General features: G+C 63.8%; 20 protein-coding genes. 12 read left to right on the top strand and 8 right to left on the bottom strand.

Annotated elements, in window-relative coordinates; genetic code table 11:
• Positions 1–78 precede the first annotated feature (78 nt).
• Together AB3X96_RS21430 and AB3X96_RS21435 are read right to left on the bottom strand one after the other, a co-directional pair.
• The gene (locus tag AB3X96_RS21430) at positions 79–2,055 is read right to left on the bottom strand and encodes a beta-galactosidase (protein WP_368591272.1); all 1,977 of its coding nucleotides are present in this window, start codon (positions 2,053–2,055) and stop codon (positions 79–81) included.
• Between the two features lie 20 nt (positions 2,056–2,075).
• A complete protein-coding gene (locus tag AB3X96_RS21435) occupies positions 2,076–3,227 on the bottom strand; it encodes an ABC transporter ATP-binding protein (protein WP_368591273.1) in 1,152 nt (383 codons plus the stop codon).
• Positions 3,228–3,422: 195 nt separating this feature from the next.
• On the opposite strand from AB3X96_RS21435, the gene AB3X96_RS21440 reads away from it, so the two are divergent.
• Positions 3,423–4,466 (top strand): LacI family DNA-binding transcriptional regulator, encoded by a 1,044-nt coding sequence (locus AB3X96_RS21440; RefSeq protein ID WP_368591274.1) that lies wholly within the window; start codon positions 3,423–3,425, stop codon positions 4,464–4,466.
• A gap of 61 nt (positions 4,467–4,527) precedes the next feature.
• Here AB3X96_RS21440 and AB3X96_RS21445 read toward each other — a convergent pair whose 3' ends face one another.
• Complete coding sequence (locus AB3X96_RS21445) at positions 4,528–5,736, bottom strand: MFS transporter (RefSeq protein ID WP_368591275.1); 1,209 nt, start codon at positions 5,734–5,736, stop codon at positions 4,528–4,530.
• A 442-nt stretch (positions 5,737–6,178) separates the two neighbouring features.
• Between AB3X96_RS21445 and AB3X96_RS21450 the strand changes: the two genes are divergently transcribed.
• The 3 genes from AB3X96_RS21450 (at position 6,179) to AB3X96_RS21460 (ending at position 8,636) form a co-directional block, all read left to right on the top strand.
• Positions 6,179–6,763 carry a hypothetical protein gene (locus tag AB3X96_RS21450; protein WP_368591276.1) on the top strand — a complete coding sequence of 195 codons (585 nt, stop codon included), beginning with the start codon at positions 6,179–6,181 and terminating at the stop codon, positions 6,761–6,763.
• A 143-nt stretch (positions 6,764–6,906) separates the two neighbouring features.
• Entirely contained in the window at positions 6,907–8,037 is a 1,131-nt protein-coding gene (locus tag AB3X96_RS21455; protein ID WP_368591277.1) for a hypothetical protein, read from the top strand.
• A 341-nt stretch (positions 8,038–8,378) separates the two neighbouring features.
• Positions 8,379–8,636, top strand: a complete 258-nt coding sequence (locus AB3X96_RS21460; protein WP_368591278.1) for a DUF4148 domain-containing protein — start codon at positions 8,379–8,381, stop codon at positions 8,634–8,636.
• A gap of 126 nt (positions 8,637–8,762) precedes the next feature.
• Here the strand turns inward: AB3X96_RS21460 and AB3X96_RS21465 are convergent, their stop codons facing one another.
• The gene (locus AB3X96_RS21465) at positions 8,763–9,035 is read right to left on the bottom strand and encodes a hypothetical protein (protein ID WP_368591279.1); all 273 of its coding nucleotides are present in this window, start codon (positions 9,033–9,035) and stop codon (positions 8,763–8,765) included.
• Positions 9,036–9,157: 122 nt separating this feature from the next.
• Positions 9,158–9,442: a hypothetical protein gene (locus AB3X96_RS21470; RefSeq protein WP_368591302.1), complete on the bottom strand. Its 285-nt coding sequence runs from the start codon at positions 9,440–9,442 to the stop codon at positions 9,158–9,160.
• A gap of 1,032 nt (positions 9,443–10,474) precedes the next feature.
• Between AB3X96_RS21470 and AB3X96_RS21475 the strand changes: the two genes are divergently transcribed.
• From AB3X96_RS21475 to AB3X96_RS21495, 5 genes are all read left to right on the top strand, one after another.
• Positions 10,475–10,663, top strand: coding sequence for a CsbD family protein (locus tag AB3X96_RS21475; RefSeq protein ID WP_368591280.1), 189 nt, complete (start codon positions 10,475–10,477; stop codon positions 10,661–10,663).
• Between the two features lie 621 nt (positions 10,664–11,284).
• On the top strand, positions 11,285–12,286 hold the full coding sequence (locus AB3X96_RS21480; protein WP_368591281.1) for a sugar ABC transporter substrate-binding protein: 1,002 nt from the start codon (positions 11,285–11,287) through the stop codon (positions 12,284–12,286).
• A 97-nt stretch (positions 12,287–12,383) separates the two neighbouring features.
• Positions 12,384–13,373 (top strand): ABC transporter permease, encoded by a 990-nt coding sequence (locus AB3X96_RS21485; RefSeq protein WP_176106521.1) that lies wholly within the window; start codon positions 12,384–12,386, stop codon positions 13,371–13,373.
• A 20-nt stretch (positions 13,374–13,393) separates the two neighbouring features.
• Positions 13,394–14,197, top strand: a complete 804-nt coding sequence (locus AB3X96_RS21490; RefSeq protein WP_217709874.1) for an ATP-binding cassette domain-containing protein — start codon at positions 13,394–13,396, stop codon at positions 14,195–14,197.
• 42 nt (positions 14,198–14,239) lie between these two features.
• Positions 14,240–15,484, top strand: a complete 1,245-nt coding sequence (locus tag AB3X96_RS21495; RefSeq protein ID WP_368591282.1) for an ROK family transcriptional regulator — start codon at positions 14,240–14,242, stop codon at positions 15,482–15,484.
• 5 nt (positions 15,485–15,489) lie between these two features.
• Here AB3X96_RS21495 and AB3X96_RS21500 read toward each other — a convergent pair whose 3' ends face one another.
• A complete protein-coding gene (locus tag AB3X96_RS21500; RefSeq protein ID WP_368591283.1) occupies positions 15,490–18,603 on the bottom strand; it encodes a transglycosylase domain-containing protein in 3,114 nt (1,037 codons plus the stop codon).
• Positions 18,604–18,912: 309 nt separating this feature from the next.
• A complete protein-coding gene (locus AB3X96_RS21505; RefSeq protein WP_368591284.1) occupies positions 18,913–19,866 on the bottom strand; it encodes a LysR family transcriptional regulator in 954 nt (317 codons plus the stop codon).
• Between the two features lie 159 nt (positions 19,867–20,025).
• Between AB3X96_RS21505 and AB3X96_RS21510 the strand changes: the two genes are divergently transcribed.
• The 3 genes from AB3X96_RS21510 to AB3X96_RS21520 all read left to right on the top strand — a co-directional run bounded on the left by AB3X96_RS21510 (position 20,026) and on the right by AB3X96_RS21520 (position 23,216).
• The gene (locus AB3X96_RS21510; RefSeq protein ID WP_368591285.1) at positions 20,026–20,958 is read left to right on the top strand and encodes a dihydrodipicolinate synthase family protein; all 933 of its coding nucleotides are present in this window, start codon (positions 20,026–20,028) and stop codon (positions 20,956–20,958) included.
• Positions 20,959–21,065: 107 nt separating this feature from the next.
• Positions 21,066–22,355, top strand: a complete 1,290-nt coding sequence (locus AB3X96_RS21515) for an NAD(P)/FAD-dependent oxidoreductase (RefSeq protein ID WP_368591286.1) — start codon at positions 21,066–21,068, stop codon at positions 22,353–22,355.
• A 105-nt stretch (positions 22,356–22,460) separates the two neighbouring features.
• A complete protein-coding gene (locus AB3X96_RS21520) occupies positions 22,461–23,216 on the top strand; it encodes a TetR/AcrR family transcriptional regulator (protein ID WP_368591287.1) in 756 nt (251 codons plus the stop codon).
• 141 nt (positions 23,217–23,357) lie between these two features.
• Here the strand turns inward: AB3X96_RS21520 and AB3X96_RS21525 are convergent, their stop codons facing one another.
• Positions 23,358–24,725, bottom strand: a complete 1,368-nt coding sequence (locus AB3X96_RS21525) for an MFS transporter (RefSeq protein WP_368591288.1) — start codon at positions 24,723–24,725, stop codon at positions 23,358–23,360.
• Positions 24,726–24,759 lie beyond the last annotated feature (34 nt).

Here is a 24,759-nt window from a genome sequence, read left to right on the forward strand (position 1 = left end):
TCCTTCATTCCATGGTTTTTACGTCGTTGTCGCTTCTGTTTCGAATGACTGCGTGGAATTGCCCAGGCCAGACTTCTATCACGAGCGGTAGACCGCTACCCCTTGCGGCGCCACCTCCCGGGAGCCGATCACGAATGGGTCGTCGGAAATGTTGTCGAGCGTGTGGCTTCGATCGCCATAGTTGAACACATAGGTCAGTCCGCCGCGACGGCTGACGCGCACGCTGTCGCCGAGTGCCTGGGTTTCGAGGCCCGCTTCCTGCGCGATCCGTGCGAACAGGCGCACGGTCAACGCGTCGTCGAACAGGCTCGCGAGGTAGTGGAACGCGCCGCTTCGCACGTACGCGGGATGACCGTCCGCGAAACGCGCGCGCACGTCGAATGAGGATGATGCATCGCTGTCGATGAAATCACGCCAGTGTCGCGCGAAGCCATCGGCGGCACCGCCCTGCTGGTCCAGCACCACCGCTTCGGTCACGTTCGGTCGCATCGATTCGACACGCCACACCCGCAGCGGCAACACCGACGTCAATGCGCCAGGCGGCAGATTCGCCGGAATCCGCAGGTCGCGCGTCTTCGATCCAGTGCGCGGGCCGAGCGCGACTTGCGCGCCCGAGCGCGCGAGACGATCGGCGAAATCGTCGGGCACCACCGGCAGCGGCGGCACGACGACGAGGCTATAGCCATCGAACGATGCATCGGCCGGCACGACATCGACGTCGAGCCCCAGCGAGCGCAAAGCCGAGTAGTACTCGAACGCGAAGCGCGGATAGTGAAAATCCGCGCCCTGCGGATGAATCTCGAACAGCCACTTCGCTTCGTAGTCGTAGACGAGCGCGACTTTCGAGCGGATCGACGCATTCGCATCGGCATTCGCCGCGAGCACCTTGTGAATTTCCGATGCCACCTGCGAGGCTTCATTGCCGCCGACGTCGAGCCGGTTATCGGGCGTATTGAGCCCCGCATGCATCTGCTCCTGCGCGAACGGCGCCTGACGCCAGCGGAAATACGACACGCAGCCCGCGCCGTGCGCGAACGCTTCCCAGCTCCACAGCCGCACCATGCCCGGCAGCGGCGCCGGGTTCCACTGCGCCCAGTTCACCGGCCCCGGCTGCTGCTCCATCACCCACAGCGGCAGCTTCGACATGCCGCGATACACGTCGTGATTGAACGACGCGAAATCCGGATGACCGGTACGCAACCAGCGCGCCTTGATGTCCGGCGCGAACCACTGTTCTTCGAGCGCGCCGAGCGGATAGCTGTCCCACGTCGCGACGTCGAGATCGGCCGCGACCTTGTAGTGATCGAACTCGGTGAAAAGCTGCATGAAGTTGTGCGCGACCGGCCGGCCCGGCGAATGCGCGCGGATGATCTCGACCTGCATGCGGTTGTAGCGCGCCACTTCGTCGGATGCGAAGCGCCGGTAGTCGAGCCGATGCGACGGATGCGCCTCGGTCACGGTGCCGACCGGCGCGTCGATTTCTTCGAAACCGCGGTACTCCATGCTCCAGAAGACCGTGCCCCATGCTTCGTTCAACGCCTCGATCGTCTGATAACGCGCCTTCAGCCACTCGCGAAAGCGTGTGACCGCGGCCGGCGAATAGCTGACCACCGTGTGATGACAGCCGAATTCGTTATCGGTCTGCCAGAAAGCGACCGCCGGATGCTTGCCGTAGCGCTCGGCCACCGCCGTGCAAATACGACGCGACGCCTCGAAATACGCGGGCGACGAGAAGTCGTAATGACGCCGCGAGCCGAACGCGCGGGGGCGTCCATCGGCGCCGACCGGCAGGATGTCCGGATGACGATCGATCAGCCACTTCGGCGGTGTCGCGGTTGGCGTGCACATGACGACTTTCAGGCCAGCCGCGCCGAGCACGTCGACGGCTCGATCGAGCCAGCCCCAATCGTATTCGCCGGGCGTCGGCTCGATGCGGCTCCACGCGAATTCTGCAATCCGCACCTGCTCGATGCCGAGCGCTTTCATCCGGCGCGCGTCGTCTTCCCACATCGACTCGGGCCAGTGCTCCGGGTAATAACAGACTCCTAAACGCATCCCTGTGTCCCCAATGTTCTTCAAGCGTAGTGTTCGACGGATTCGAGCGACGCGGCCGCGAAGCCGTCCTCGGTAAACAGATGACAGGCGGTACGCGGCACCCGCAGGCTCGCGCGATCGCCTGGGGCGAGGCGCGTGTTGCCCGGCGCCTTCGCGATCAGCACGGCCCCGCCGGGTTGATCGAGGTGCACGTAGCTGTGCTCGCCAAGCTGCTCGACGAGCGCTACGGTGCGCGCGAGCACGCCGTCTTGCGACGCGGCCGATGCATCGACAAACTCCAGATGCTCGGGACGCACGCCGAGCGTGACCGGCTGCGCTGGCTGCAAGCCCGCGCTGCTGACTGGCACGCGCACGTTCTCGCCGGTGTGATCGAGCGTGACGAGCACGCCTTGCGCATCGAGCGAGGCCACCTTGCCCGGCAGGAAATTCATTCGCGGCGAGCCTATAAAGCCGGCCACGAAGCGGCTTTTCGGGCGGTGATACAACTCGAGCGGCGCGCCGATCTGGGCGATGCTGCCGTAGCGCTCGGTGTCCTTGCCCGAATGCAACAGCACGATCTTGTCGGCGAGCGTCATCGCTTCGATCTGATCGTGCGTCACGTAGACCACGCTCGCCTTCGCGAACTGCTTATGCAGGCGTGCGATCTCGACGCGCGTTTGCCCGCGCAAGGTTGCATCGAGATTGGACAGCGGTTCGTCGAACAGAAACACGCCGGGCTCGCGCACGATCGCGCGGCCGATCGCGACGCGCTGCCGCTGCCCGCCCGACAGCGCCTTTGGCTTGCGCTCGAGCAGTGCCTCGAGTTGCAGGATGCGCGCGGCTTCACGCACCTTGCGCTCGATTTCATCCTTCGGGGTCTTCGCGAGTTTCAGGCCGAACGCCATGTTCTCGAACACGCTCATGTGCGGAAACAGCGCATAGCTCTGGAACACCATTGCGACGCCGCGTTGCGCGGCCGGCACGTCGTTGACGATCTTCCCGCCGATCGACAGGTCGCCGTCGGTCACGTCTTCGAGTCCGGCGATCATGCGCAGCAGCGTGGATTTGCCGCAGCCCGAGGGGCCGAGAAACACGCAGAACTCGTTTTCGCCGATCTCCAGATCGACGTTGCGAATCACTGGCGCACCGTCGCCATACGCCTTCTGCACGCCTCGTAACGAAATGCTCGCCATTGCATCGACTCCGTGATTTAATCGGCGCGAAGTCGGAGATTAAGCGCTTAATCAGCGTGACCGAAAAAATCGACCGCAAGGCGATCGTTGGGTCTGTCTCCGATATCGTTTTGTACGTTGGTTCGACGACAGATGTTGCCGCGCCTCGCGCCGCGACGCAAATGTCGGACAGCCATCCCAAATATTGACCTTATCATGCCTACACTCAGCGAAGTCGCGCGTCATGCCGGCGTCACGCCTGCCACGGTGTCCAATGTGCTGCGCAATCGCGGCCGCGTCGGCGCAACGACCCGACAACGCGTGCTCGACGCGGTCGCGGCGCTCGGCTATCGCCCGCATCTCGCCGCGCGCGCGCTCGCCGAAGGCCGCGCGCCGACGCTTGCGCTGATGGTGTCGAGCATCGCGAATCCGTTCTATCCGGAGTTCGCGCTCGCGGTCGAACGCGCCGCGCGCGCGAGCGGCCACTTCGTGATCATCTGCAATACGAACGAGGATCCGCTGAGTGGCCGCGCGTACCTCGACCAGATCGCCGGCACGCTTTCCGAAGGTGTGCTCGTGACCAACGCGAACCTGGATTTCGCCGATCTGCACAAGACCGAAGCGCGCGGCACACCGGTCGTGCTGTGCATGTGGGAGCGGCCCAGCGAGCCGCCCGGGTTGCCGTGCGTCGCGGTCGATTTCCGGCTGGCCGGCAAGCTGGCCGGCGAGCATCTGCTCGAACTCGGGCATCGGCGCTTTGGTGCGATCGTCGGCAGCAAGGCTTCCGGCATTCACGCGGCGCGCTATGAAGGTTTCGTCGACGCGTTGCGCGCGGCCGGCGTGACGAGGAATCGCGTGCGGCACGCGGTTGACACGATCCACGGCGGCTACCTCGCGACGCGCGCGCTGCTCGAAGCCGATCCACAGCTGAGCGCGGTCTTCGCGACCAACGACCTGCCCGCGCTCGGCGCGATGCACGCGGCGGCGGACCTCGGCCTGCGCGTGCCGCACGATCTGTCTGTGATCGGCATCACCGACATCCAGCTCGCGCGCGAGTCGCGTCCCGCGCTGACGACGGTGGCAGTACCGACGGTCGAGGTCGCAGGACTTGCAGTGGAACTACTGCGCGAGCTGATCGAGACGTCGTACGGACAAGCTGGACGCGCCGTGGGGGACGTGCCAGCTCACGTGCCGATGCGGATTTCGTCCGAGCCGAAACTGGTCGTGCGCGCATCGACGGCCGCGCCCCGCTCGCGTTGACGTGGCAGTAGCAGCCAAGACGCAACGTGTAGTCGCCGACGCTCAGCCGGCTTGCCGCGCATCAACTCGCGTGACGAGGCACACGCGCACCGACCGCCAACGCAATGCAGGCCAGTACCGCGGACACCGCCGCGAACGCGACGTTCGCCCACAAATGCCCGACCCGGGTCGACAGCAGCGCTATGCCGACCGCCGGCAACGAGTTGCCGGTGTAACAGCACAGCAGATACGCCGATAGCAATTCGGCGCGTTGGTCCGCGGGCGCGATCCGGTTGACCTCCTGCAAGCTGCCGCGAAACCCGAACGCGGCTGCGATGCCACACAATGCCGTCGCCGCGCTCAACACCACGATCGACGCGGTGACCTGCGCCCACAGCAGCAACGCCAGACTCGGCGGCAACAGCCACAGACCGGCGAACATCGCGGTGCGGGCGGCGAGTTTCGACGTAACCATCACCGTGATCGTGCTCGCGGCGAACAGTTCGGCGACGAGCGCCCCGCTCAGCGCGGGGCTGTGCAGATACATGCTGTTCGCGATCAGATTGGGCAACAGCGCCGCGAAAAATCCGAGCAGCGCGAAGGTCGCGAATGCGGTGACGGCAGGCACGACGAATGCCACGCGCAATCGCGCGGGCACACCGATACGTGGCGCGAAAGACAGTTGTGCAAACGACCGTGAGCGTGCTTGCACCGTTTCACGCGCGAGCGCGGTCAATGCCGTAGTGACCAGAAGCGCCAACAGATAAACGACAAACACCGTGCGCAGGGGCGAAGGTGCGAATTGCGCGAGCAGACCGGTGAGCAGCGACCCCACGCCGAGCCCACCCAGATTGACCGCCGCGGCAAGACGGCTGGCCGGCCCCTTGTCGGCACCAGCGTGCAATTCGGCGATCCACGCGGTCGCCGTGGCGGCACCGACGCCGATCGCGAGACCGCTCGCCGCACGGGCGACGAAAAGCCACGACGCATGCGTGGCAAACAGAAAACACAGCGTGCTCGCGATCGCCGCTGCGAGCACGACAAGACTGACCGAGCGGCGTCCAGCCCGGTCGGACACGCGACCGAATAGAAACAAGGCGCCGAGATTGCCGATCACGTAGGTCGCGTACACGAGCGTGATCGTCACATCGGACAATCCGAAGCGGTGCTGATAGAGTGGATAAAGCGGTGTGATCATCGTGCTGCCCGCGTACAGAACGCCGATCACGCCAGCGGCGGTGATCAGTGATGCGCGGGCGCCGAGTCGTCGCTGCCACCAATGCGAATGCATGGGTCACTCCGAAAGGTTCACGTTCTGGCTATGCGAGCAAGCGCTATTCCGCCGGGCTGTCTCCCCGGCATTCAGCGGTCAGCGAAAAGAGGGGGCGCCGCTTGGACAGGGTCCGGATTTATTTAAGGGGAACTACAGGGGCGCTCTTTGGGTAAGTTCCGCTCCCGTCATCTGCCGATTCTTCTTCGTCTATCTGGGCCCCGCCTGCTCCCAATTCGCGTCCTGAACACGTCTGAATATTGGCCGGAAAATTCGACCCGACCTCGTAATATTGTCGTGTGGCTCACGAAGCATCCCGCTAGTGAATTGTCGAGCCATGTGCGCGTTTCGGCCGCCTCCATGCACCGCTCCTCCTTCTGCGCTCCCCCTGTGCCTCCGAATAAACACAGTGCAGGCGGGGCGGCCCCCCCGGACCTCTTAGTCGTCAAACAGGAGATGAAAAATGACCCGCAACTGCTGGAAAATGGCGGTGCTTGTAAGCGCCGCATTGCTGACCGTGGGTGGGACGGCGCGTGCAGAAGATGAGTGTTCGAACGCGACGCTCAAAGGCCTCTACGGCTTTTCGCTTCGTGGCGAATTCATCGGCTTTGTCGACGCAGGCGGCAATCCACACCGAATACCCAATCCCGACATCGTTGACGCAGTGTTTATCCAGAAGTTTGATGGCACTGGCGCCTTCACCCGGTCTGACTACGTCTCCAGCGACGGGTTTAAACGGCCCGGATTGACCGACCCAACGACCGGATTTGATACGGGCGAGACCGGCACATACACCGTCTTTCGGAACTGCACGGGCATCATGCACATTACATTTCCTGCTCCCATCGCTTCCACCGTCATCGACGTCAGATTCGTGCTGACCGAAGGGGGCCACCGACTTCACGGTGTTGTAAGCCATCAGGAAATTGCCGGACCTTTCACCGCGTTGGACGGAACAACAACGTGCGGCCCAACGCCGGCGTGCAACATGCGGGCTCAGGAAAGCGTGGTTGGCGAAAAGTTCGACGTGGAAGGAGGAACCCGCTGAGGAAGCGTTGGCGACTACGGGGTCGCTTTGCTCAAGAGGTAGGGCGCACTGTTACGACAGCACGCTCGTAAGGATCGAGCATGCGATGCAGGGCAGATATCAGGAAAATTGAACAGGTCACTGCTTTACAGGCGGGAGGCAGCATGTCCTCGTCCCGGGACGTCGCAATCCTTGTCGCGGCGATGTATGACGCAGCGCTGGAACCCGGTTGCTGGCCCGACGTTCTTCGGCTCATCGCCGACCGGACCGGCTCACCTGTTGCCAGGCTATCGCTGGAGTGCCCGGGCCGACGCATCGAGATGCAGACCTGGGTCGGGGCCGAGACATCTTTTACGCAGTCCTATGAGAACCATTTTGTGGAAGTCGACCCGGTGATGCAGGCCGTAAGGGCGACAGCGTCCGGCACCGTGATTGTCGAAGGTGCAATTTCCGGCAGTACGCTGGAGCGCAGCGAGTTCTATCATCAATGGATGCGCCCACAGGGCCTGTACAGCGCCGCCATGACGAAATTCCTGGACGAAGGCGACGACCTCGGCGTGCTTGTCTGCGCCTCAGGACTCAAAGCCGAACGGAAAAGTGGCTCGAATACGCCGCAGTTGCTGTACCAGCTCGCACCACATTTGCAGCGCGCCATGCGGATGCATCTACGCCTTGGTCGGCTCGGCGTTGAACGGGACGTGGTAACAGGGGCACTGGACCTGCTCAGACCGGCTATTGCGGTGGTGGACGGAACAGCCCGCATCGAATTCGCCAATCGGGCGGCCGAGTTGCTGCTGGCGAGCGCAGACGGCGTTTCGTACGACGCGCAGGGTTTGTCAACGGTCACCGTCACGCAGACAAGCCGCCTTCGCGCGCTGATTGCTCAGGCGGCAGGCACTGCACCCGGCATCGCAGCAGGAGGTGCGATGGTCATCGAGCGCCCATCGCTCAGGCGACATTACCAGGTGCTGGTCTCACCACTGAGCGTGCAAACCCCCTGGGCGGCTATCGTGCCGCATGGACCGGCTGCCGTGGTCCTTATCATCGACCCGGACATGGAACCGGCGAACGTTGAACAACGATTGAGGTCACTGTACGGCCTGACTTCAGCCGAGGCACGCGTCGCCACGGCGATTGGTAGCGGCGAAAGTCTATACACGGTTGCCGAATCGCTCGGGGTGCTGCCGTCAACCGCACGGACTCACCTGCACCATGTGTTCCTCAAGACCGGCACTCAACGCCAGGCGCAACTCGTTCAGCTTCTCACACAGACAGCGCTTTTCGCGCAAGGGTAACGGCCGGAGCGCCACAGTCACCGTGGCCATGTGGCACGGGACAGCGCCGCTCGACGCCACGCGGGGTCGTCTCCCCCAAATGATGGAGGCGGGTTCGGCTTGCGCAAAATACATTCGAAACGAAAGATGGATTCGGCGAAGAGGCGTGCCGTTGACCGGAACGCAAACGGGTACGCGCAGCCAGCACGGGACTCCGTGTACGGTTGGGGCCGTCCTGCGACATCGACCAGGGTAACTGATTGGACCCGTACGTACGGGCCGTCGCCGAGGCAGGGTCGAGATTATCCGACCCCTCCTGCGTGGTTCGCGCGACCGAACCACATTAGATGGAGTACATGGAGATGAAACTGCTCAAACTTGCAGCATGTAGCGTCGCCGCTCTCGCTTTCGGGTACGTTCAGGCTCAGGAGACGTCGCCTGCACCGCAGGCCACCAGCCCTGCCGTGTCTTCGACAGATTCTGTTGGCGGTGTCTCCGCCACGACCAGCGAGTCAGGCGCGTCGAAGGGCAAAACGCGGGCGCAGGTCAAACAGGAACTTGAGCGCGCGCGCCAGTCGGGTGAACTTGACCGGATAAACGCGGAGTATGGCGGGGAGTAAAGACAGAGTGCGCGATTCCGGCGCAGCGGGCGGCCGCCGCCTCGTCACCGTCGAGTTGCGGACCCGCCCGTGTACCGCGCTGAATTGTGAGCGCCACGATTCAGCGCGGCGAAGTCGCGACCGCGGTCAAAAGGTGGCGACCGCCGTCTGCATGAGAGGAGGCTCTGCGGCCAACTTCCGCCTGCTGGCAGGCTGCGGGAATACGTACCAACTGCCGTCATCGTGTCTGAAGAAGAATAATGCGCGTGCTCCGGCCGGGGAAGACGTCTCGACGCACACGTAGCGTCGCCCGCCCTTTCCCGTGCGGCTGAGAGCGGTCACATGAACAGGCGTCGCGGGCCCCGGTGCGAGCCATTTTTCGACCTGACAGCGCAGGGATTGCTCATTCGTGTTCTTCATGTCCCCCTCCAGTAAGTCTGAGGACAACCGACGTTGGAGAGCGCGGGCCGCCAACGCCAGCGCTGCATCTTGACTCCCGCTGTCGCTAGCGTTGGCGTTGACGTTAGCGTTGGCAATAGGCGCTATTGCCCGATTTGCCGGCTTACGCTGTTTTCCTGCTGGTTCAACGCATGGTCTTCCCGCCTGGTGACGTGGCTGCCGTTCTGACTTGCCATGTCACGCTCCTCCTGCCGAATCTGATGGTCATCGCGATGCAGTCTCGCCGCCGTGGCCTGCGACATTTCGCCTTCCCTGACTTCCTGATGAATACGACGGTCCTGATTCGCGAGTCGCTGGTTCATTTCCACGCGGCGGGGATGAGTCGCGTCCCAGTTCGTTTGCGCCGATGCAATGCCCGTGAACGACATCGCAAGTGCTGCAACAGCGGCGATTTTGTACACAGCGTTGTGCATGTTCATCTCCGATTCGGTGGAAGGGACGGCTTCTGGCCGTTCATCTGCTCAACGTCCTGGGCTAACGCGATGTTGACCCCCGAGTTGTGAGTTCTGAAACCGAATATTTCGTGTCGGCTGGACTTCTCAGAGTCGTGCAAACGGAGCGGGGTGTTTCAGGTCGCACGCCTCGTTACGCAAGAAAAACATCGATATTCCGTGTGGAGACGGACGGAGTGGAACTGTGCAGAAGGGTGCGGTACCAGCCTGCGTATCGACGACACCTGTGCGCGACAGCGGGGCCGCCGTGCTGGACAGCGAGTCAGCGACACAAGGCACGAACTATGCGGCGCCCAAGTCATGCGAGCGGCAGACGCTTGCATGAGATATTTTCTGAGGGTGAGCCATGAAACATATCGGCAAGACGTTTTGCGCTTCGGCTCTCGTGATAGCACTGTCGGCAATAACCTACGCGCAAGCCGGCGGCAATGCTGGCGGGAAGACAACACCTAGTGTCGGCGCCGATTGGACGAAGACCGCGAATGAGAGGGGATACGGGTCTCCGGATGCCACGGCCAGTGGCGTCGGTGAGGCGCGCAGTAGCCCTTCGACGGGACGTTCAAACCGCAGCAAGGCCAATGGTCTAAATATGGGTACACGTAGCGGCGCGAACAGCGACGTCAACAGACCACGGAACGGCCCAAGCCAAGACGGCCAGTAGCGATGACAACCGGTCGCACGCGGCGTCAACGTCGCTACAGGCCACGGCGACGAGGCATGGAATCGCCGACTTTTCGACTCAGGCAGGTGCCACGCGCCAGGTCAGGGGCTGGCGACTTTCGCGCCGCTGGAGCGCGCCGAAAACGTCGCATGGCTTTGGCCGTCCCGCGTCCCAGGACGCACCTCCCGTTCGCCGCGCTCTGCTTCACGAACGAAGCGCTTTTCCTATACTGATTGTGTCGCAATCTGGTTAACGCGACGTTGGTCGGATATTCGGAGGAATGCATCATGAACAAGGACCAGGTCAAAGGCGTTGCTCAAAAGATGAAGGGCAAGGTCAACCAGGCAATGGGCAAGGTCACCGGCAGAGCGTCCCGGGAACTGAAAGGCGATGTCGAGCAGGCCGCAGGACAAGCGAGGAAGGATGTCGGTGACGCCAGGGAAGCGGGGAAGGATCGCACGACCCGTCATCATTAACCGCCTGCCTGCGGGGCTTGGGTGAGCGCATTGACGCAGCGTCGAAGGCTTCGTAAGACGGTGGACCTGTGAAGTTGGTCGCCGGTCCGTTTCCTGAGAGAGACTTCGCCGTCGACGATGCTATGGCCAAGGCTCGGCGGGGCGCGCTGGCGACCTTGAATCCGGCCTGGAGCGCCACGACGACGGCGGTGGTCAGGTCGTCGTCTTTTCGGGCCGGCGCCAACGCTTTCGCGCCCCGGACGCACTCCGCCCGGCGGACGGCGTGGCCCCGCCTGGAACTTGCTCAGGAAAACCGTCTTTCAGACTTCAAATAGCTTTCAGTCGAGCCAGGACTTTCCCCAAGCCGAAACGCGCTGCTGCGCACCGCAACAAGGCATCAAAGCCTTACCACATAAGGCTCGCAGCCTGCAGGCGAGTCGCTACGCGGCAAAATCCCGTGTTCACATCTCCTTGACGATCGGCCACGCGCCTGTTGTACTAAATCAATCAAAGTGATTTAGGCGATTCCCCTCGGGACAGCATCACCTCGAAGCGTCATCGCCAATCGTCGAGCCCATAGCCTCGCATTTGCAATCCATCTGTAGTCCCCAACGTCAATAACAGTAACCGGAGGAGCGTCTCATGAATCTGAATTCCCACAGGCGTCCTGTCGTCAGGACAATCGTGTCGATGTGTGCCGCGGCAGCGGCGCTGTGGTGCGCGAGCGGGAGTCAGGCCGCCGACCAGCCCGTCATCGGCCTGATCACGAAGACCGATACGAACCCGTTCTTCGTCAAGATGCGCCAGGGCGCGGACGCGACCGCGTCGAAAGACGGCGCGAAACTGATCACGGCCGCCGGCAAGTTCGACGGCGACAACGCGAGCCAGGTCACCGCGATCGAAAACATGATGACGGCCGGCGCGAAAGCGATCCTGATCACGCCGAGCGACACCAAGGCGATCGTGCCGAGCATCAAGAAGGCGCGCGCGGCCGGCGTGATGGTCGTCGCGCTCGATACGCCGACCGATCCGCAGGACGCGACCGACGCGCTGTTCGCGACCGACAACTTCAAGGCCGGCGTGCTGATCGGTAAATATGCAAAGGCCGCGCTGAACGGCAAACCCGCGAAGATCGCCACGCTCGATCTCGCACCGGGCGTGTCGGTCGGCGTGCTGCGTCACAACGGCTTCCTCGAAGGCTTCGGTGTCAAGGAAGGCGATGCGTCGATCGTCTGCAGCCAGGACACGCGCGGCGATCAGGCGAAAGGCCAGACCGCGATGGAAAACTGCCTGCAGAAGGCACCCGATATCAACGTGGTCTACACGATCAACGAACCGGCCGCGGCCGGCGCGTATCGCGCGCTGAAGGCAGCGGGCAAGGACAAGGGCGTGATGATCGTGTCGATCGACGGCGGCTGCGAAGGCGTGCGCAATGTGAAGGCCGGCGCGATCGCGGCGACCTCGCAGCAGTATCCGCTGAAGATGGCCTCGCTCGGCGTCAGCGCCGGCGTCGATTACGCGAAGACCGGCAAGAAGGTCTCCGGGTATCAGGACACCGGCGTCACGCTGATCACCGACAAACCGATGTCCGGCGTCGATAGCAAGGACACGAAGTTCGGCCTCGATAACTGCTGGGGCAAGTAACGCGCATTGCACAGCGGCCCGTTGCGCGTCGTAGCGGGCCGCCATCTGATTCGCCGCGTGACCTTCACGTCACGCTCATGTACCGAGGACTGCCATCATGTCGACCCCTTCCGCGCCCGCCGGCCGCCCGCGCCCGTCTTTCTCCGAGCATCTGCCATCGCTGACCGAAATCGGACCGTTGATCGCGCTGGTGCTGGCCTGCGCATTCTTTATTTCGCAGAGCAGCCGCTTTCTATCGTTCCAGAACCTGTCGCTGATCCTGCAACAGACGATGGTCGTCGCGGTCATCGCGATCGGCCAGACGCTGATCGTGCTGACCGGTGGCATCGATCTGTCTTGCGGCATGGTGATGGCCTTCGGCTCGATCATCATGACCAAGTTCGCGGTCGTGCTCGGCGTGCCACCCATTCTCGCGATTCTGTGCGGCATCGGCGCCAGCACATTGTTCGGCTTACTGAACGGTCTGTTGATCACGCGCATCAAGCTGCCGGCGTTCATCGTCACGCTGGGTACGCTGAACATCGCGTTTGCGCTCACGCAGATCTACTCGAACGCGGAAAGCGTGTCGAATCTGCCCGACGCGATCATGTTCTTCGGCAGCACGTTCAGGCTCGGACCGGCGGAAGTCACGTACGGCACCGTGCTGACGCTGCTGATGTATCTGGCCACGTGGTTCGTGCTGCGCGACACGGTGCCCGGCCGGCATCTGTACGCGCTCGGCAACAACGCCGAGGCCGCGCGGCTGATGGGCCTGTCGTCGCAGCGGATTCTGCTGATCGTCTACACGCTCGCCGGCGCGATCTATGGCATCGCCGCGCTGCTGTCGGTAGCGCGCACCGGCGTCGGCGATCCGCAGGCCGGGCAAACCGAGAACCTCGACAGCATCACCGCGGTCGTGCTCGGCGGCACGAGTCTGTTCGGCGGACGCGGGTCGATCGTCGGCACCTTGCTCGGAGCGCTGATCGTCGGCGTGTTCCGTAACGGCCTGACGCTGATCGGTGTGTCCTCGGTGTACCAGGTCTTGATCACCGGCATCCTCGTGATTCTCGCGGTCGCCGCCGATAAACTCTCGCACCGCGGCCGTTGATCCCGCACAGGAGCCTTGTCATGCTGACCTCCACCTCCCCTTCCACGTCCGCTGCGATGCCGGTTCTGCAAGCACGCGGGCTCGTCAAACGTTATGGCAACGTGACCGCGCTCGACGGTTGCGATTTCGAAGTGCTGCCGGGCGAAATCCTCGCGGTGATCGGCGACAACGGCGCCGGCAAATCGTCGCTGATCAAGGCACTTTCCGGCGCGACGGTGCCCGACGAAGGCGAGATTCTGCTCGACGGCAAACCAGTCAAGTTCCGCAGTCCGCTCGATGCACGCGCGCAAGGCATCGAGACCGTGTACCAGGAACTCGCGGTCGCGCCGGCGATGAGCATCGCCGAAAACCTGTTTCTCGCCCGCGAATTGCTGAAGCCAGGCTGGCGCGGCTCGCTGTTCAAGATGATCGACAAACGCCGCATGCTCGACGAAGCGACCGCGGCCATGAAAGATCTGCAAATCGGCATCCGCTCGATGCGCCAGGCGGTGGAAACGCTGTCCGGCGGCCAGCGCCAGGGCGTCGCGGTGGCACGCAGCGCGGCGTTCGCGCGCCACGTCGTGATTCTGGACGAGCCCACCGCCGCGCTCGGCGTGAAGGAAGGCAACATGGTGCTCGAACTGATCCGGCGCGTGCGCGATCGTGGTTTGCCGGTGATCCTGATCAGCCACAACATGCCGCACGTGTTCGAGATCGCCGACCGCATCCATATTCAGCGGCTCGGCCGGCGCGCGGCGCTCGTCAATACGAAGGACGTGCACATGTCGGAAGCGGTCGCGATCATGACCGGCGCGAAGAAAGCCGACGTGAAAGCAATCGCGTGACGCGCCGCTCAACCCGCTGAGCCACGAGGCCGATACACGACGATGGACACCTCCACCACCAGCCCGCGTTCGCCGGTCAAGCGCACAGTCGGCTCGAACCAGGTCGGCATGCGGCAATTCAACGAGCGGATCGTGCTGCAAACGATCCGCTTGCATGGCCCGCTGCCGAAGGCCGAGGTCGGCCGCCTCACGCGTCTTTCGATGCAGACGGTGTCGATGATCGTCGATCGGCTGATCGCCGACGGCCTGCTCGAAAAACAGGCGCGCGTGCGCGGCAAGATCGGCCAGCCGTCGGTGCCGATCGCGCTGCGCGCGGACGGGGCGTACACGATCGGCATCAAGGTCGGACGCCGCAGTCTCGACGTGCTCGCGATGGACTTCGCCGGGCGCATCGTGTGCCGCGACGTGTTCGAGTATGCGTATCCCGACCCGCGAACGCTGTTCCCCGCGCTCGAAAGCAAACTCGCGCGCGTGAACCAGACGCTCGGTGCGAAGGCCGGCAAAGTGGTTGGCGTCGGCGTCGCGGCGCCGTTGTGGCTCGGCGGCTGGCGCGACTTTCTCGGCGCGCCGCCCGGCGCGCTCGAAGCGTGGAACGACATCGATCTTCGCGCGCGCATCGCGACGATAAGCGGCCTGCCCGTCGAGTTCGCCAAAGACACCACGGCCGCGTGCGCGGCCGAACTCGTGATGGGCCAGGGCCGCGGCATCCACAACTTCCTGTATCTGTTCGTCGGCACGTTCATCGGCGGCGGACTCGTGATCGACGGCCGTCTGCATGGCGGTCCGCACGACAACGCCGGCGCGGTCGGTTCGATCCCGCTGCGCGAAGGCAGCGCACGCAAACCCGCGCGGCAGTTGCTGCACGCGGCATCGGGCTTCGTGCTCGAACAACTGTTCAGCGATGCAGGCGCGCCGGCCGCCGCGGCGCACGATCATCGCGCACTGTCGCCCGAGTTGTGGCGGCATACCGAGCAATGGCTCGATAGCGCGTGCCCGGCGATCGCAAACGCGCTGACCAACGCGGCCGCGCTGCTCGATCTCGAAGCCGTCGTGATCGACGGCGAGTTCGACCGGCTATTGCTGCGCGAGATCATTCGCCGCACCGAGCGCGTGCTCGATCGTTTCGAATGGGAAGGGATGGTGCGGCCGCAATTGCTGGAAGGCGCGATCGGCGCCGACGCCCGCGCGATGGGCGGTGCGATTCTGCCGCTCTATGGGCATTTCGCACCGGTCCATGAGCTGTTTCTGAAGCCGGCGGCGTCGGAGGCGGGTTTTGACGAGCGGTAAGCGGTTCAGTGCGCGGCAACTTTCGTCGCTGCTGGCGGCGCTTGCGCCGGCACGGTCGTCACGGTTTTCTGAACCGGTTTATCGAGCAACGGCTGCAACGCCGGAGCCATCGACTTCAGCAACTGCACCGCCAGCGCACTCGTGAAGTCGTAACGCGCGGCGTAGGGCTCGTGCACCCACGCGGTCAGCGTGCCGTAGAAGCGGTCACCGAGCGCGAACACGAAGGTCGCGCTGCGATTCACCTTGCGCGACTCGATCAAGCGCGCGCCCTTCGCATACACGTTCAAGCGCTGATCGCCGGTGCCGGTCTTGCCATAGACTTCAAGCGTTTCGCCGTTCGGGAACGTCATGCCTTGCGCGAGACGCCTCGCGGTCCCCCCCGTCACGACATCACGCAACAGCATCCGTACCTCGCTCGCGATCTCCGGCGACACCTGCTGCTGCGGCGCGATCACCGCGCGCCTGAAATGCGTTTCGTACGGCGTATCCTTCGCGAAGTCGAGTTGCGTCAGCGTTTCGGTCGGCACCTTGTTGCCGCCGTTCGCGATCACGCCGATCAGTTGCGCGAGTGCCGCCGGACGATCGCCCGACGCGCCGATCGCCGCCGCATACGACGGCGTCAGCGACGCGAACGGATAGCCGAGCGCCTGCCACGATTTGCCGATCGCGTCGAACGCGCGCAGTTCGACCATGCGCTTGATGCGGCGATCCTGAGTCGCGTGATAGCGCGTCTTGAAGAGCCACGAGTAGGTGGACAGGCGCACGTCCTGGCTTGCGGTTTCGATCTGCGCAAGCGTCGCATCGGGATGCTTGCGCAGATAATTCAGCGTCCACAGTTCGAGCGGATGCACGCTGGAGATATAGCCGCGGTCGTTCAGGTTGAAACGGTTGATGCCGTACTTGTCGTACAGAATCGCGAGGTCTTCGTCGTCGAGCATCGAAGCCGACGGCGTGTTCTTCAGCGCCGCGTACATCATCTTGTTGAACCAGGCGTTCGATTGATCCGGCGCGACGCTGCGCAGAGCGGTCGCCACTTTCGGCGGCGATTTGCGCACGCCGAGCAGCAACAGCGTGATCTGCTGATCGGGCGTCTTGCCGTGATACTTCGTGTAGAAACGCTTCATGTACACGCGGCTTTCCTGATCGGCGAAACGCGTCAAATACATCGTGCGGGTCGCTGTATCGCCGAGCCATTCCGACGACGGCCCGGTGGTCTGCACCATTTCATAGTGCACGATATCGCGCATCAGGCGCACGAACACGAGGTTCACCGAATGCTGGAACGCACGATGCACGGTCAGGATGCGGCTGTTGTCGTCGGACTCGAAGTTCGTGAAGGTCTGCGCGCCGCCGCCCGTAAAGAACGTTTCGCCGGGGCTCGCCGAGTATTTACGCTCGACGGCGGCGTCGAGCATCGGCTGCAGCGAGTGATCGCGCGTGTGCAGCAGATAGTCGATCGCCCAGCGCGTCAGCCGATCGTTCGGATCGGGCGTGACTGCTTTCAGCTCGGCATTGCTCAGCGAGGCGTAACGGGTGTGCAGATCGGTGACGATCTGCAGATACGTGATGACGGTGCGCAGTTTCGCGGTCGAACCCAGGTTCAGGCGCGCGCCCGAATTGATGTCGAACGGCTGGTTCACGCTATCGGTCTGCACGCGCACGAGGTTCGCGTCGCCGTGCCGTTCGAAAAGCGTGAAGCTGTAGGCGATATGCGTCGGATCGTCGGACCCGCGCAGCATTTCGTAGCCGACGAGCCCCGCGGCCTTCGCGCCGTCTTTGGTCGCGGCGGCGGCGAGGCGCTCGGCGATGGCCTGTTGCACGTCATTGTTCAGCGTGCCTGTGGCCTGCACGTCGAGGCGGTCCAGTTCATAGAAGCTGCGCACACCGAGCGCGGCGAGCAGATGCGAGCGCATCGACGTCACGGCCTTGCGCGACACGAACGAACCGAGATCCGGCGTGCTGCGCGGCGCGCGATGCAGTTCGACATGCGCCGCCAACGCCGCGTCGCGCAACTGCGCGGTGATCACGCCGCCACTCGCGAGCAGCCGCAGATAGCTGTCGGTCAGCCGTTCGAGCTCGGGATAGCCGCGCTGCAGGAAAAACGACGGCGCGCGCTGCGCAATCATTAGCGACAGCACTTCGCGAAACGCCAGGCCCTGGTCGGGCAGATTCGCGTCGGTCGACGGCGCCTTCAGCAGACGGTTGGTCTCGCGGAAATCGCGCCCATACCAGGCGGCGAGACCATCACCGATCCCGTTGATTTCGCCGACGCCGGGCTGCGCGGCGAGCGGCACCGAGTTCAGATAGTGCACGACGATCTGTTCGCGCGCGGGCAGCGTTTGCGGTCCGTTCAGATACGCGCGTACCGACGCAGACGCGATTTGCCGCAGCTTTTCCGGCGGCGTCGCGGTGCGGCCGCCCGCCGAGTGACGGAATTTCTCGATCTGCGTCGCGAGCGTGCTGCCGCCCGGCGTCTGCTGATGACGATTGAAAACGCGCGCGCCCTGGTCGACGAGCGCGCGGCTGAAGCGCCCCCAGTCGATCGCCGGATTGCGGTTCGGCTGACCCGGATCGAGCAGATAGCGGTCTTCGATGAACAGCAGCGAGTTCACGACGAGCGGCGGAATCGCGTCGAAGCTGTCGTACACGCGGCCCGGAAACTGAGCGCTGTATAGCGGCACGCCAGTGCCGTCGAACAATTGCAGGCCTGCCGTGTCTTTTTCGTCGTAAGGCAGGAACAGGCCGTCATCGGCCAGCGACAGCATGCGTTCTGAATCGCGCGCCTGCGAGCTGATTTCGAAGCCATGCTGCAACAGGCGCTGCTGAATGGCAGGCAACAGCGCGTAGCCGAGGCGCGCGTCGTACGGGCCCTTGTCGGCTTGCGGAAAGCGGATGGAATGACTGGGACCGTCGGCGACCGAGAAACCGACGTCGCGGGTCAGCTCGGAAAGGTAGCGCGCCTGCAGCCGCGAGGTCTCGATCTCGATCTGCACGAGCCGCGCAATCAGCGCCATCGCGAGCAGGAAAAACGCGGCCAGGCCCCATTTGAGCCAACGCCAACTCCGCACGGTCACGGTGCTGGTCGCGCGAAGCGGAAACCGAAGCGGTGGCCGATTCATGGCTGCTCTCCCCGAGCGATGGCCAGGATGTCCAGCCTGGCTCAGTTCATATAAACCAGTGTAGCTCGGAACGAGAAACCGTCATCGGCTCAGATTGACGCGACAGTGTCGCGGCTACAACATCCGCTGGCGTCGAATGACAAAACGCGAACCGGCATGAGATATTGAAGGACTTTTCACCCGAATACCAAACCGCCTTTTCGGGCGGTTTTGCCGTTTCTGGCGGCGCTTGCCGAAACAAAGTCGCTTTTTGGCTGGCATTCTTACCGGCAACCGGGAGAACGGCCGAGCAAGCCGGTGGCGATGCGGCTAAGCTCGTGTCTTCGTCTGCGTCCGTTGTGTCTGCGCGCGCAAAAGCGCGATGAACCGCTCCGCCGGCGGCGACAGCACGCCGCCCTTGCGCGTGACGATGCCGAAAGTCTGCGATGGCGATTTGAGCCTGACCGGTACGACGCGCAGCATCTTGTGCCGCACGAACGGCCCGGCAATCGCGCTCGGCAGCAGCGAAACGAGTTCGGCGCTGCTTTGCAGCAGTGCCACTGTCACGAAAGTGGAAGCCGTCGAAATCGGATTGTCGGGCATGTCGAGGCCGGCGAGATCCAACTCGCGTTCGAGCAGCGCATGCAGCGGCATATGTGACGGATACATGACCCAGCGATGCCCCCCGAGCTCGCTCAACGTCATCTCGCGACGCGGCAACGGCGCATGCTGATACCCGACCACCACCGCCAACGGCTCGTCGCCGAGCGGGCGATACTGATACTTCGACGGATCGGCCGCGACCGCCGCGCGGCCGATCACCACATCGAGCCGGCCGTCGTCGAGCTGCGCGAGCATCCGCGCGCTGGTGTCTTCGACCACCTCGATCGACAGACCCGGTTGCGTCGCATGCAACTGGTTCAGCGCGGGCACCACGCAGTCGGGAATCGCGCCCATGATCGCGCCGAGCGCGAGCCGCCCGCCACGACCCGAACGTATTTCCGCGACATCCTGACACAGCGCGGTGAGGTCCGACGTCACGACGCGCGCATAGCGGATCACGCAATGGCCGAGCTGGTTCGGGATCATGCCGCTTTTCGAGCGCTCGAAAAGCGGCGCGTCGAGCATCGATTCGAGCTCCTGCAGGGCCTTGCTCGCCGCCGATTGCGTCATCGACATCACACCGGCCGCTTTGTGCAGCGATTTGTGATCGTCGAGCGCGATCAGCAGATTCAGCTGCTTCATGCGCAGCTTCGACAGCAGGACGTTGAGCGTGTCTTTCATTGTACGGGTGAGTCGCAAAAGCGATCACGATATGGAAACAATTCAATATACCTGCGAGGCCCAGCGCCGTATAGTCGCCGCAGGAGACATTCATCCAGTTGCGCCGCTCGCTCGCGGGCTCGAGCGCAATCCTTCCATCCCAGCACGGACCACATCGCCATGAGCCAAGCGTCACACTCCCCCGCCCTGCGCGGCGTCTTCCCCGTCGTACCGACGATCTTCGACGACGCCGGGCGCCTCGACCTCGAAGGCCAGAAGCGCTGCCTCGATTTCATGATCGACTCCGGCTCGAACGGCCTGTGCATTCTCGCGAACTTCTCCGAGCAGTTCGCGCTGTCCGACGACGAGCGCAGCACACTGATGCATCTCTCGCTCGAACATGTCGCGGGCCGTGTGCCGGTGATCGTCACGACCACGCACTTCAGTTCGTACCAGTGCGCGGAGCGCAGCCGCGCAGCGCAGGCTGCGGGCGCCGCGATGGTGATGGTGATGCCGCCGTATCACGGCGCGACGATCCGCATCGGCGAGCGCGGCATCTACGACTTCTATCGCACGGTGTCCGATGCGATCCAGATTCCGATCATGATCCAGGATGCGCCGGTCAGCGGCACGCCGTTGTCCGCGCCGTTCCTCGCTCGCATGGCGCGCGAGATCGACAACGTGTCGTACTTCAAGATCGAAACGCCGCAGGCCGCCAACAAGCTGCGCGAGCTGATCGAACTGGGCGGCGACGCGATCGTCGGTCCGTGGGACGGCGAGGAAGCAATCACGCTGATGGCCGATCTCGATGCGGGCGCGACCGGCTCGATGACGGGCGGCGGTTATGCGGATGGCATCCGCCTGATCATTGATGCCTATGCGGCCGGCGATACCGAGGCCGCCGCCGCGCACTATCAGCAGTGGCTGCCGCTGATCAACTACGAGAACCGCCAGGGCGGACTCGCATCGTGCAAGGCGCTGATGAAGGAAGGCGGCGTGATCGCGTCGGACGCGGTGCGTGATCCGCTGCCGCAAATGCATCCGGCGACGCGCGAAGGGCTGTTGAAGATCGCGCGCCGGCTCGATCCGCTGGTGTTGCGCTGGGGTCGATAACACACGTTGAAATGCAGCGGGGCGCCCGCCGACGTGCGGGCTTCCGCGGGCTGGACGGCGACACGCGATTGCCGCTAACCTAGGGCGTGTCCACGAGCTCGCGCCCCATGCAAAGTTTCTACGAAGCCACCGTCACTCGCTCCTGCGCCTATGCGCCGCTCAACGGCCGACGCAGCGCGCACGTCTGCATCATCGGCGGCGGGCTCGCGGGACTCTCCACCGCGTTGGGACTCGCCGAGCGCGGCGTCGAAGACGTCGTCGTGCTCGAAGCGCAGCAGGTCGGCTTCGGCGCATCGGGACGCAACGGCGGCTTCGTGTTCGGCGGCTACAGCCTCGATTGCGCCGACCTGCTGAAGACGCTCGGGCCGACTCGCGCGCGCGAGCTCTATGCGCTGACCACCGACGCGGTCGAGCTGATGCGCAAACGCATTGCGCGCTACCGGATCGATTGCGACGCAACCGATGCCGGCGTGATCCTCGCGAACTGGTTCGACGAACCAGCGCGTCTCGAAGCGCAACGGCGTCTGATGCGCGATTCGTTCGGCGTCGACTGGGAACCGATCGCCGCCGACGAACTCGCCGCGCAACTGAAAACGAGCCGCTATCACGGCGGACTGTTCGAGCGCAACGCGTTCCATTTTCATCCGCTCAAATACGTCCTCGGCGTCGCCGCGGCGGCCGCGCAAGCGGGCGTGACGATCCACGAGCGCTCGCCGGTCGTCGGCTTGCGGCGCGAGGGCGCGGGCTTCGTCGTCGAGACGCCGCACGGTGCGCTCGACACGCGTCATGTCGTGATGGCGGGCGGCGGCTATGCGCGCAACGTGTACGCGCGCGTCGAGCGCGCGGTGCTGCCGATCGCCACCTATGTGATGGCGACCGAGCCGCTCGGCGAACGCTTGCATGATGCGATCGCGACGCGCGCCGCGGTCTACGACACCCGCTTCGCATTCGACTACTACCGGCCGCTGCCCGACACCCGCATCCTGTGGGGCGGCCGCATCTCGGTGCGTGATCGCGAGCCCGAGGCGATCGCGCATCTGCTGCGGCACGACCTGCTGAAGGTCTATCCGCAGCTGCGCGACGTGCGCATCGAGCATGCGTGGGGCGGGCTGATGAGCTACGCGCGGCACAAGATGCCGCAGATCGGCCAAAGCACGGACGGCGTCTGGTACGCGGTCGGTTTCGGCGGACACGGCATGGCGCCGACCACGGTGTCGGGTGAACTGCTGGCGGCGGCGATCTGCGGTGAACGGCCAGTGCCCGATGCATTCGCGAGCTTCGGCCTCACGCGCACCTATGGCGCGCTCGGTCTCGCGGCCGCGCAGCTCACGTACACCGCGATGCAAACACGCGACGCCCTCGCCGCGCGCCGCCGGCCCACGCGACCGGTCGCGTAAGCGCCACGCAAGGTCCTTCGAAATACCTGCACCGATGCCCGAGACCCGCGCCAGAGGCCCATTTCACCATGCTAGAATGCGCCGTCACTGCCGCTCGAAACCACAATGAAAAAGGGAAGCAAGGCCGCCGAGCCTGATACCAACGGCATCGTGTCGGGCGCGCCGCACGCCGACGCGCGACGTACCGACGCCAAGCGAGCCGACGCCAGCCGTGTCAACACCCGGCGTGCGGACGCCCCACGCAAATACGATCCCGAGCAGACGAAGCGCAACATCCTCGACGTCGCGACCCAGGAGTTCTCCGCGATGGGACTGACGGGCGCACGCGTCGACGCGATCGCGGAGCGCACGAACACCACCAAGCGCATGCTGTACTACTACTTCGGCAGCAAGGAAGGGTTGTACCAGGCGGTGCTGGAAAAGGTGTATGGAGACATTCGCGCGCTCGAACAGGATCTGCACATCAGCGAACTCGATCCGGTCGAGGGCATGCGCGCGCTGGTCGAATTCACGTTCGACTACCACGACCGGCAGCGCGATTTCGTGCGCCTCGTGACGATCGAAAACATTCACGGCGCAAAGTACGTCGAGCAGGTGAAGACGTTCAAAGGACGCAACGTCACTGTGATTCACACGATCGAAGATCTGCTCGCGCGCGGCATCGCCGCCGGCCAGTTCCGCAGCGACATCGATCCGATCGATCTGCATCTGATGATCAGTTCGCTGTGCTTTCATCGCGTGGGCAACCGGCATACGTTCGGCACCGCGTTCGGGCGCGATCCGTCGCATCCTCGATTGCGCGCGCGGCATCGGGCGATGATCGTCGATGCGATCTTGCGGTTCGTGAAGAAGGACGATTGAGGCCGCTTGCGTAGCGACTGGTTGAAAAATGAAAAACGGGATGTGGTGAAAGCCACATCCCGTTTTTTATCGCTTCGACACGAACAGCAAAAATCCCCGCTTGCCGCCGCACTGCGACGACAAACGGGGATTGCTGGAGCCTCAATCCGCCAGCACGATTCGCTTGATATCGCCGACGATGAAGATATACGACAGCGCGCCGATCAACGCGATGACACCGATGAACACCAGCGCACCGACGAACGAACCGGTCGCCGCGACGATCAGGCCCACCACCAGCGGGGTCACGATACCCGCCAGATTCGCGGCGAAGTTGAAGATGCCGCCGGTCACGCCAAGCAGGCCCTCGGGCGCGATATCCGACACCAGCGTCCAGCCGAGCGCGGCCATACCTTGCGCAAAGAATGCCACCGACAGAATCGCGATCACGACCACGTTGCTCTCGACATAGTTGGCGAGGATGATCGTCGACGCGAGCAGCAGACCGGCGATGATCGGCAGTTTGCGCGCGACGTTCGGGGACTTGCCACGACGCAGCAGCCAGTCGGAAAATACACCGCCGAACATCACGCCGATCGACGCCGCAATGAACGGCATGATCGCGAAGAAGCCGATCTTCAGCCACGCCATGTGACGCTCGGTGGCGAGATACGTCGGGAACCACGTGAGGAAAAATACCAGCGTCGAATTGCCCGCGAACTGGCCGAGGCAGATGCCGGTCAGCTGACGATGCTTGAGCAGCTGGCCGATCGTGCGCCATTGAAAGCCGCTCGTCTTCGATGCCGCCGTATCGGCCGCACCCGCGACATCCTTGTGGCGTTGCGTGAGACCGCCGCCCGCCTCGATATAGTCGAGCTCTTCCTGATTCGCCGACGGATGATCGCGCGGCTCGCGATACATCAGCCACCACACCACGCCAAACGCGATACCGACGCCGCCGACCACGAGAAACAGCGAGCGCCAACCGAACGCGCCCATCAGCATGAACAGGAACGGGCTGAAAAACGCGAGGCCGATATATTCGCCGACCGTGTAGGTGCCGGTCGCCATCGCGCGTTCGCTTTGGGGAAACCACGTGGCGACCACGCGGCTATTGGTCGGGAAGCACGGTGCTTCCGAAACGCCAAGGCCGAGACGGAACGCGAACAAGCCGGCGATGCCACCCACGAGCCCCTGCGCGAGCGTGCACAGTGACCAGAACGTCATCGACAGGAAGTACGTGAGCTTGCTGCCGAAGCGGTCGAGAAACAGGCCGCCCGGAATCTGCGAAGCCACGTAGCTCCATGAAAACACGGAGAACAGCAGGCCCATCAGCGCGGCGTTGATGCCAAGCTCCTTCGTCAACTGCGGCGCCGCGATGCCCAGAACGGTGCGGTCGAGATAGTTGATCATCGTGCCGACTGCGAGCAGTCCGAGGATCTGATAACGGGCTTTCGAACGGCGCGCGGGGCTGGCCGACTTGCTCTGCGCGGGCGAGCCCGCGGAACTGGATTGGAACGATTGCGTCATGTCGTACTGGTCTCCTCGATCAGCTTGGATGCCG

Source organism: Paraburkholderia sp. BR13439 (assembly GCF_040948805.1).
GTDB classification, from domain to species: Bacteria; Pseudomonadota; Gammaproteobacteria; order Burkholderiales; family Burkholderiaceae; genus Paraburkholderia; species Paraburkholderia youngii.

What these genes read in the sequence shown, in the direction of transcription:
- AB3X96_RS21430 (WP_368591272.1), bottom strand. Translation starts at nt 2,055, where the DNA reads ATGCGTTTAGGAGTCTGTTATTACCCGGAGCACTGGCCCGAGTCGATG.
- AB3X96_RS21435 (WP_368591273.1), bottom strand. Translation starts at nt 3,227, where the DNA reads ATGGCGAGCATTTCGTTACGAGGCGTGCAGAAGGCGTATGGCGACGGT.
- AB3X96_RS21440 (WP_368591274.1), top strand. Translation starts at nt 3,423, where the DNA reads ATGCCTACACTCAGCGAAGTCGCGCGTCATGCCGGCGTCACGCCTGCC.
- AB3X96_RS21445 (WP_368591275.1), bottom strand. Translation starts at nt 5,736, where the DNA reads ATGCATTCGCATTGGTGGCAGCGACGACTCGGCGCCCGCGCATCACTG.
- AB3X96_RS21450 (WP_368591276.1), top strand. Translation starts at nt 6,179, where the DNA reads ATGACCCGCAACTGCTGGAAAATGGCGGTGCTTGTAAGCGCCGCATTG.
- AB3X96_RS21455 (WP_368591277.1), top strand. Translation starts at nt 6,907, where the DNA reads ATGTCCTCGTCCCGGGACGTCGCAATCCTTGTCGCGGCGATGTATGAC.
- AB3X96_RS21460 (WP_368591278.1), top strand. Translation starts at nt 8,379, where the DNA reads ATGAAACTGCTCAAACTTGCAGCATGTAGCGTCGCCGCTCTCGCTTTC.
- AB3X96_RS21465 (WP_368591279.1), bottom strand. Translation starts at nt 9,035, where the DNA reads ATGAAGAACACGAATGAGCAATCCCTGCGCTGTCAGGTCGAAAAATGG.
- AB3X96_RS21470 (WP_368591302.1), bottom strand. Translation starts at nt 9,442, where the DNA reads ATGTCGTTCACGGGCATTGCATCGGCGCAAACGAACTGGGACGCGACT.
- AB3X96_RS21475 (WP_368591280.1), top strand. Translation starts at nt 10,475, where the DNA reads ATGAACAAGGACCAGGTCAAAGGCGTTGCTCAAAAGATGAAGGGCAAG.
- AB3X96_RS21480 (WP_368591281.1), top strand. Translation starts at nt 11,285, where the DNA reads ATGAATCTGAATTCCCACAGGCGTCCTGTCGTCAGGACAATCGTGTCG.
- AB3X96_RS21485 (WP_176106521.1), top strand. Translation starts at nt 12,384, where the DNA reads ATGTCGACCCCTTCCGCGCCCGCCGGCCGCCCGCGCCCGTCTTTCTCC.
- AB3X96_RS21490 (WP_217709874.1), top strand. Translation starts at nt 13,394, where the DNA reads ATGCTGACCTCCACCTCCCCTTCCACGTCCGCTGCGATGCCGGTTCTG.
- AB3X96_RS21495 (WP_368591282.1), top strand. Translation starts at nt 14,240, where the DNA reads ATGGACACCTCCACCACCAGCCCGCGTTCGCCGGTCAAGCGCACAGTC.
- AB3X96_RS21500 (WP_368591283.1), bottom strand. Translation starts at nt 18,603, where the DNA reads ATGAATCGGCCACCGCTTCGGTTTCCGCTTCGCGCGACCAGCACCGTG.
- AB3X96_RS21505 (WP_368591284.1), bottom strand. Translation starts at nt 19,866, where the DNA reads ATGAAAGACACGCTCAACGTCCTGCTGTCGAAGCTGCGCATGAAGCAG.
- AB3X96_RS21510 (WP_368591285.1), top strand. Translation starts at nt 20,026, where the DNA reads ATGAGCCAAGCGTCACACTCCCCCGCCCTGCGCGGCGTCTTCCCCGTC.
- AB3X96_RS21515 (WP_368591286.1), top strand. Translation starts at nt 21,066, where the DNA reads ATGCAAAGTTTCTACGAAGCCACCGTCACTCGCTCCTGCGCCTATGCG.
- AB3X96_RS21520 (WP_368591287.1), top strand. Translation starts at nt 22,461, where the DNA reads ATGAAAAAGGGAAGCAAGGCCGCCGAGCCTGATACCAACGGCATCGTG.
- AB3X96_RS21525 (WP_368591288.1), bottom strand. Translation starts at nt 24,725, where the DNA reads ATGACGCAATCGTTCCAATCCAGTTCCGCGGGCTCGCCCGCGCAGAGC.